Here is a 7,162-nt window from a genome sequence, read left to right as displayed (position 1 = left end):
CTCAAGCACGAACGCCCCCACAGTCGAACGAGATCATCAACGAGCGCCAGTATGCCGCGAGCCGCCAGGCCCCAGTTACGGGACAACCTTTAGCGTCCCGCGCATGGTCAAGATCGTGCCGTTCACCGGCGAAGAGAAGGAAAGCCTGCACGCGGCGCTGGACCGGCACCGCGACGCGGTGCTGTGGAAGGTCCAGGGCCTGGACGACGAGCAGTTGCGCCGGCCCCTGACCCCCTCGGGGACGACCCTGCTCGGCCTGGTCAAGCACCTCGGCGGCGCCGAACTCGGCTGGTTCCGCGAGACCTTCGGCCGGGAGACCGGCCCGCTGCCGTTCGACATCGACGCCGACGAGAGCTCCGACATGCGGATCGAGCCGCACGAGTCGACGGCGGACGTGCTGGCCTTCTACGCCCGCGCCCGGGCCGCCGCCGACGAGGTGATCGCGGAACTCGGCCTGGACGACACCGGCACCTCCTGGTCGGGCCGGACGGTCTCGCTGCGCTGGGTGCTCATCCACATGACCACCGAGACCGCCCGGCACGCCGGGCACCTGGACATCCTGCGCGAACTCACCGACGGCGCCACCGGGGACCACGACCGCAGCTGAGGCCCTACTCCGCCGGCGCCAACTCGGCCGCCAGCCGGCGCAGTTCGCTGCCGAACTCCGGGTTGGCGAGCGCCGCGGCGAACTGGGCGCGCAGGTAGGCGGCCGGATTGCCGGTGTCGTACCAGGTGCCGGCGATGACCTGCCCGTAGACGGCGCGGCGGGCCGCGTAGGCGTTGATGGCGTCGGTCAGGTAGACCTCGTCCTCGGGCTTCTCGTGCCAGCGGCGGGTGAGTTCGCGCAGTTCGTCGACGATGCCGGGGGTGATGACGTACCCGCCGATGGCGGCGTACGCGGAGGGGGCGTCGACCGGCTTGGGCTTCTCGACCAGGCCGGTGATCCGCAGCGAGCCGCCGCCGAGGTCCTCCTTCACCACCGGCACGCCGTAGCGGTAGGAGTCCTCGGGGGCCATCGGCATCAGGGCCAGCACCGGCGCGTTGGTCTGCTCGAACGCCCGGATCAACTGCTGGGCGCGGGGCACCTCGGCGACGAACACGTCGTCCGGCCACAGCACCAGGCAGGGCTCGTCCCCGAAGTGCCGGGCGGCGTTGAGCACCGGGGTGCCGTTGCCGTACGGGCCGTGCTGGTACAGGTAGCTGATGTGCCCCTTGCGGGACAGCTCCCCCACCTCCTCGACGGCGTCCGCGAACGCCGCCTTGCCGTCCCGGCGCAGCTGGTCGACCAGCACCGGGTTGGGGCGGAAGTGCTCCTGGATGAGGCCCTTGTCGCCGTTGACGACGATGGTGATGTCGGTGATGCCGCTCTCGATCAGCTCGCGCACGGTGTGCTCGATCACCGGCTTGTCACCGACCGGCAGCATCTCCTTCGGGGTGGCCTTGGTCAGCGGCAGCAGGCGGGAGCCGAGTCCGGCGGCGGGGATGACGGCTCGGCGGATGGTCCTGGGGGCCATGTGATGCTCTCTCATGTCGATGGTGCTGCGCCGCAGTTGAGCGGCACCGCCACCGACGCTACCAAGGATGACTTCATGATCATTACCAGCCGCCGGGGGCCGGCGGTCGCCACCGCCGGCCCCCGCACCGGCCGTTCACTCAGGCCGTGTAACCGCCGTCCACCGCGAGGGCGGTGCCGGTGACGTAGCGCCCGCCGGGCCCGGCCAGGAAGGCCACGGCGGCGGCGATGTCCTCGGCCTCACCGAAGCGGTCCAGGGCGGTGAGCGAGCGCTGGAAGTCGGCGGAGCCGCCGTCGGCCGGGTTCATGTCGGTGTCGATCGGGCCCGGGTCCACCACGGTGGCGGTGATCCCGCGCGGGCCGAGCTCCCGGGCCAGGCCCCTGGTCAGTCCGGTGAGCGCGGTCTTGGCGGTCGCCTGGAGGACGAAGTCCGCACCGGGGACCCGCCCGTTGAAGCAGGAGCCGATGCTGATGATCCGGCCGCCCTCGCCCATGTGCCGGGCGGCGGCCTGGGCCGCCAGGAACACCGAGCGGATGTCGACGGCCAGCACCCGGTCGAGTTCCTCGACCGTCACCTCGGCGAGCGGGCCGTAGGTGAGGAAGCCCGCGTTGTTCACCAGGACGTCGATCCCGCCCAGTTGCCGGACCGTCTCCTCCACCGCCCGCGCGGCGGCGTCCGGTTCGACCAGGTCGGCACGGATCGCCACCGCCCGGCCGCCCGCCGCCTCGATCTCGCCGACGACCGCCCGGGCCTGCTCCTCGGCCCGCACGTAGGTCAGCGCCACCGCCGCCCCCTCGGCCGCCAGCCGCTTGGCCACCGCCGCGCCGATGCCCCGGCTGCCGCCGGTCACCAGGGCCACCTTGCCGGTCAGGTCACTGCTCATCGTCGTTCCCCCTGTCAGTGGTTGCCACGTTCGTGGCTCACCCAAGGTAGGACCTGACACCGGTGTCAGGTTCAAGCCTTTTCTTCCTCTCCTCGGAAACGTGTCACCGCCCGATCGGAGCGGGCTGGCGCTCCTTGACGTCCCGGGCCGGGAAGTCGTGGCAGATTTCTCCGCCGGGGACGTCAAGACGGCGGCCCCGGCTCCGACCGACGGCCGAGGGGCCCGAACGGGGGCCCGCCCACGACGAGGAGTACGCGATGAAGTTCCTGATCAGCCTGCACATCAACCCGGCCGTGCTGGACGCGCTGACCGACGAGGAGAAGGCGGCGATCGGCGCCGGCCACGGGAAGTTCATCGAGGAGCTGAAGTCCTCCGGCGAACTGATCGTCACCCAGGCCCTGGTCGACCCCTCCCAGGCCGCCGTGGTCACGGTGCGGGACGGCCGGCCGGTGGTGACCGACGGCCCGTTCCTGGAGGCCAAGGAGTTCCTCGGCGGCTTCTACCTGGTCGACTGCGACAGCAAGGAGCGGGCGGTCGAGCTGGCCGCGCGGATCCCGGACGCCGCGGTCGAGGGGCTGGGCGTCGAGGTGCGCCAGGTGATGTTCTCCGACGGACACTTGGAGGCATGACAGCACCGGACTTCGAGGACCTGCTGCGCGACCTCACGCCGCAGGTCCTCGGCACGTTGGTACGGCGGTACGCGCGGTTCGAGGGGTGCGAGGACGCCGTGCAGGAGGCCGTCCTCGCCGCGGCCGTGCAGTGGCCCGACGAGGGCGTGCCGGACAACCCGCGCGGCTGGCTGGTGACGGTCGCCTCCCGGCGGCTGGTCGACCGGATCCGCAGCGACCGGGCCCGCCGCGAGCGCGAGCACGCGACCACGGCCGCCGAGGTGGTGCCCGAGGAGGTGCCGGACACCGACGACACCCTGCTGCTGCTCTTCCTGTGCTGCCACCCGGCGCTCACCGGCGCCTCGCAGACCGCGCTCACCCTGCGCGCGGTCGGCGGCCTGACCACCGCCGAGATCGCCCACGCCTTCCTCGTCCCGGAGGCCACCATGGCGGCCCGGATCAGCCGCGCCAAGCAGCGGATCCGGGCCGCCGGCAGCTCCTTCGCCCTCCCCGGGGAAGCCGAGCGCGAGGAGCGGCTGGGGGTCGTGCTGCACGTGCTCTACCTGATCTTCAACGAGGGCTACACCGCCTCCTCCGGCAGCGAACTGCACCGCGCCGACCTCGCCCGCGAGGCGATCCGGCTGGCCCGGATGGTGCACACCCAGCTGCCCGAGGACGACGAGGTGACCGGGCTGCTCGCCCTGATGCTGCTCACCCACGCCCGCCGGGCGGCCCGGACCACCGCGGCCGGCGACCTGGTGCCGCTGGCCGAGCAGGACCGCACCGCCTGGGAGCGCCCGCTGCTCGACGAGGGCACCGCACTGGCCAGGACCGCCCTGGCCGGCCCCCGGCTCGGCCCGTACCAGCTCCAGGCCGCCATCGCCGCCACCCACGCCGACGCCGCCACCGCCGAGGAGACCGACTGGGCGCAGGTGCACGCCCTCTACCTGATCCTGGAGCGGATCGCACCCAACCCGGTGGTCACCCTCAACCGCGCCGTCGCCCTGGCCGAACTGGAAGGCCCGCGGGCCGGACTCGCCCTGCTCGCCGCCCTGGACCAGGACCGCCGGATGTCCGGCCACCACCGGCTGCTCTCCGTCCGGGCCCACCTGCTGGAGCGGGCCGGCGACCTCCCCGGCGCCCACGACCACTTCCGCCGCGCCGCGAAGGCCACCGCGAGCCTCGCCGAACAGCGCTTCCTGGAGGCCCGGGCCCGCCGGCTACAGGCCTAGGCCCAGGCCCAGCTCCGTCCGGTACCAGTCCGCCGCCCCGGCCAGGCGGGCCAACGGCCCCGGGCCGGGTGGGCAGGCGGCCAGGCGCCAGACGTCGTCGCTGCGGTACCAGTGATCGCGGGCGATCATGACGAACTGCCGCTCGGAGACCCGGCCCGGCGTGGCGGCGAGCAGCCGGCGGCACTCCGCCCAGGGCAGCGCCGGGCCGTCCGGGGCGGGCAGCAGGCCGAGCCCGGCGAGGGCGGCCAGCAGTTCGGCGGTGCGGACCGGCGCCGGGTGGGCGGCGTGGTGGATGCCCGGCGCCGGGGGCGGGGCGTCCAGCGCCAGCGCGGTGATCAGCCGGGCCAGGTCGGCGCGGTCCACCAGGGAGAGCCGGGAGTCGCCGCCCGCCCACCGGCCCGGGACCCTGCGGGCCAGCTCGACCAGGGCGGGCACCACCCAGCGGTCGCCGGTTCCGGTGACCAGCGCGGAGCGCAGCACCACGGCACCGGCCGCCAGGGCGTGGCCCTCCCCCAGCAGCCGGGTCCGGCTGGCCTCGGACAGCGGTGCGGCGGGCACCTCGTCGACGCCGATGCCCGGGTGCGGGCCCTCGCCGTACACCGCCGTGGTCGACAGGTGGACGATCCGCCCGATCCCGGCCCGGGCGGCCGCCGCCATCACCGCCGCCGCACCCCGGTCGTTGACGGCCGCGCACTCCTCGGCGCCGCCGCCGACCCGGGAGGCGAGGTGCAGCAGCACCCCGGCGCCCGCGCACAGCCGGTCCAGCGCGGCCCGGTCGGCGAGGTCGCCGGGCACCCAGCCGGTGTGCCCGTCCGCGACGGGCTCCCCGCGCACCAGCGCCCGCACCGGGATGCCGCGGGCCGCGAGCTCCGCCCGCACGGCGGAGCCGATGAAGCCGGTCGCCCCGGTGAGCGCGACCGCGGTCCGTGCCCCGGGCCGCTGTGGCGCTGCCATGCCTGGTTCCTCCCTGCCGACCGGCCGGTCAGTCTAGCCAGCGTGCCGCCCACCCGTAGCCACCCGTACGGAGGGGGCGCCGGTACGGCCGGGGTAAGGCCCACCTAGGCTGTATGCCAAGCAAAACGGGCGAACCGGACCCCCACCAGGGACCACGAGGACGGAAAGCGGGACCCGCCGATGGGCGACGGAATGTCAGGAATGCACCACCACGGCGGGATGGCCCCGCTGGGGCCGTTCAGCCTCTCCAACGTGTGGACCTGGTCCCCGGACTGGGTGTTCCTGCTCGGCGGCCTGGTCGCGCTGGCGCTGTACCTGGTCGGCGTGGTCCGGCTGTACCGGCGCGGGGACCGCTGGCCGATCGGCCGGGTCGTCGGCTGGGTCGCGGGCGTCGCCAGCCTGCTGCTGGTCACCTGCAGCGGGCTGAACGACTACGGCATGGTGCTGTTCAGCGCGCACATGATCCAGCACATGGTGCTGTCCATGCTGACGCCGATCCTGCTGCTGCTCGGCGCCCCGATCACGCTGGCGCTGCGCGCCCTGCGCCCGGCGGGCAAGGGCCGGCCGCGCGGTCCGCGCGAACTGCTGGTGGCGCTGCTGCACAGCCGGTACGTCCGGGTGATCTCGCACCCGGCGTTCACCATCCCGATGTTCATCGCGAGCCTGTACGGGGTCTACTTCACCCCGGCGTTCGACTTCCTGATGCAGTACCGCCTCGGGCACATCTTCATGATGGTCCACTTCCTCATGACCGGTCTGACCTTCTTCTGGCCGATCATGGGCGTGGACCCGGGCCCGCACCGCCCCGGCCATGTGATGCGGATCATCGAGCTGTTCATGGGGATGCCCTTCCACGCCTTCTTCGGCGTGGCGGTGATGATGGCCGGCCACCCGCTGGTGACCACCTTCACCGTCCAGGGCTCACCGCCCGGGACGGACCTGCTGGAGGACCAGAAGCTGGCCGGCGGCATCACCTGGGCGTTCGGCGAGATCCCGACCGCGATCGTGCTGATCGCGCTGGTCTACCAGTGGATGGGCTCCGAGCAGCGGCAGGCCCGCCGCCGGGACCGCGCCGAGGAGCGCAGCGGCGACGCCGAGCTGGAGGCGTACAACGCCTACCTGGCCTCGCTGCACAAGAAGGGCCCTCGCCCGGCCGCCGCAGCACCCGCCGCCGCCCCCGCCGCCCCGGCGGCCGACGCCGGCTGAGCCCGGCCCCGCAGCACCCCCGGAGCCCACGTCCTCCCCGGCGGACGTGGGCTCCGTCATGTTCCGGAACGGTGGTCCGGCCGGGGGCGTTCGAGGGGTATGCACGCCCTGTTCCTCCCCGCCGTACTGCTCGGCGGGTACGTCCTGCTCTGGCTGCTCGGCTTCCTCGGCTGGGCGCTGCTCCAGTGCCGTCGGCCGGTGCCCGCCGGGGCCGACTACCTGGTGGTGCTGGGCGCCGCGCTGGACGGCTGCGAGCCCGCTCCCACCCTCAGGGCCCGGCTGGACACCGCGCTGGAACGTTTCGCCGCCGAGGAGGCCGCCGGGCACGCGCCGCTGCTGCTGGTGACCGGCGGCAAGGGCCCGCACGAGGAGTGCACCGAGGCCGGCGCGATGGCCCGCTACCTGCTCGCCCGGGGCGTCCCGGCCGAGCGGATCCGGCGCGAGGAGCGGGCCGTGAACACCGCGGAGAACCTGCGGTTCAGCGCCGCCCTGATGGCCGCGGAGCACCCCGGCTACCGCTGCACCGTGGTCACCAGCGGCTTCCACACCGTCCGCTCCGCCCTCGCCGCCCGCCGGGCCGGCGCCCCGGCCCGGCTGCTCGGCGCGGAGGGACCGCTCGCCCACGGCCCGTACCAGCTGCTGCGCGAGGCGGTCGGCACGGCGCTCGCGCTGCCGCGCGCCAACGGCGCCGCCCTGCTGCTGCTCACCGGCACCGGCGTGCTGCTCGGACTGGCCTGACGGCGCACGCGGAGAGGCCCCCGGGTC

Annotated in this window: 8 protein-coding genes; 5 read left to right on the top strand and 3 right to left on the bottom strand. The window is 74.1% G+C overall.

All coding sequences use genetic code 11. From position 1 onward, the window contains the following. The first annotated feature begins 103 nt into the window (after positions 1-103). The gene (locus ACFWIS_RS34525) at positions 104-607 is read left to right on the top strand and encodes a DinB family protein (RefSeq protein ID WP_380457133.1); all 504 of its coding nucleotides are present in this window, start codon (positions 104-106) and stop codon (positions 605-607) included. Positions 608-611: 4 nt separating this feature from the next. Here the strand turns inward: ACFWIS_RS34525 and ACFWIS_RS34520 are convergent, their stop codons facing one another. Together ACFWIS_RS34520 and ACFWIS_RS34515 are read right to left on the bottom strand one after the other, a co-directional pair. Continuing rightward, complete coding sequence (locus ACFWIS_RS34520) at positions 612-1,514, bottom strand: UTP--glucose-1-phosphate uridylyltransferase (RefSeq protein WP_380457158.1); 903 nt, start codon at positions 1,512-1,514, stop codon at positions 612-614. 139 nt (positions 1,515-1,653) lie between these two features. Further along, positions 1,654-2,397 carry a 3-oxoacyl-ACP reductase family protein gene (locus tag ACFWIS_RS34515; RefSeq protein ID WP_380457135.1) on the bottom strand — a complete coding sequence of 248 codons (744 nt, stop codon included), beginning with the start codon at positions 2,395-2,397 and terminating at the stop codon, positions 1,654-1,656. Positions 2,398-2,654: 257 nt separating this feature from the next. Here ACFWIS_RS34515 and ACFWIS_RS34510 point away from each other — a divergent pair, with 257 nt between their 5' ends. Further along, positions 2,655-3,026: a YciI family protein gene (locus ACFWIS_RS34510; protein ID WP_380457137.1), complete on the top strand. Its 372-nt coding sequence runs from the start codon at positions 2,655-2,657 to the stop codon at positions 3,024-3,026. Beyond that, on the top strand, positions 3,023-4,237 hold the full coding sequence (locus ACFWIS_RS34505; protein ID WP_380457138.1) for an RNA polymerase sigma factor: 1,215 nt from the start codon (positions 3,023-3,025) through the stop codon (positions 4,235-4,237). The genes ACFWIS_RS34510 and ACFWIS_RS34505 overlap by 4 nt, the downstream gene beginning before the upstream one ends. Here ACFWIS_RS34505 and ACFWIS_RS34500 read toward each other — a convergent pair. Continuing rightward, positions 4,226-5,191, bottom strand: a complete 966-nt coding sequence (locus tag ACFWIS_RS34500) for an NAD-dependent epimerase/dehydratase family protein (protein ID WP_380457140.1) — start codon at positions 5,189-5,191, stop codon at positions 4,226-4,228. The two genes, ACFWIS_RS34505 and ACFWIS_RS34500, sit on opposite strands and share 12 nt — an antisense overlap. A gap of 201 nt (positions 5,192-5,392) precedes the next feature. Between ACFWIS_RS34500 and ACFWIS_RS34495 the strand changes: the two genes are divergently transcribed. Continuing rightward, positions 5,393-6,397 carry a cytochrome c oxidase assembly protein gene (locus ACFWIS_RS34495; protein ID WP_380457160.1) on the top strand — a complete coding sequence of 335 codons (1,005 nt, stop codon included), beginning with the start codon at positions 5,393-5,395 and terminating at the stop codon, positions 6,395-6,397. Positions 6,398-6,496: 99 nt separating this feature from the next. Further along, on the top strand, positions 6,497-7,135 hold the full coding sequence (locus ACFWIS_RS34490) for a YdcF family protein (protein ID WP_380457142.1): 639 nt from the start codon (positions 6,497-6,499) through the stop codon (positions 7,133-7,135). Positions 7,136-7,162 lie beyond the last annotated feature (27 nt).

The sequence above is a fragment of the Kitasatospora sp. NPDC127060 genome (assembly GCF_042724935.1).
Classification (GTDB): domain Bacteria; phylum Actinomycetota; class Actinomycetes; order Streptomycetales; family Streptomycetaceae; genus Kitasatospora.
Note: the sequence above shows the minus strand (reverse complement) of the source record. Positions and strands in the feature narration are given on the sequence as shown.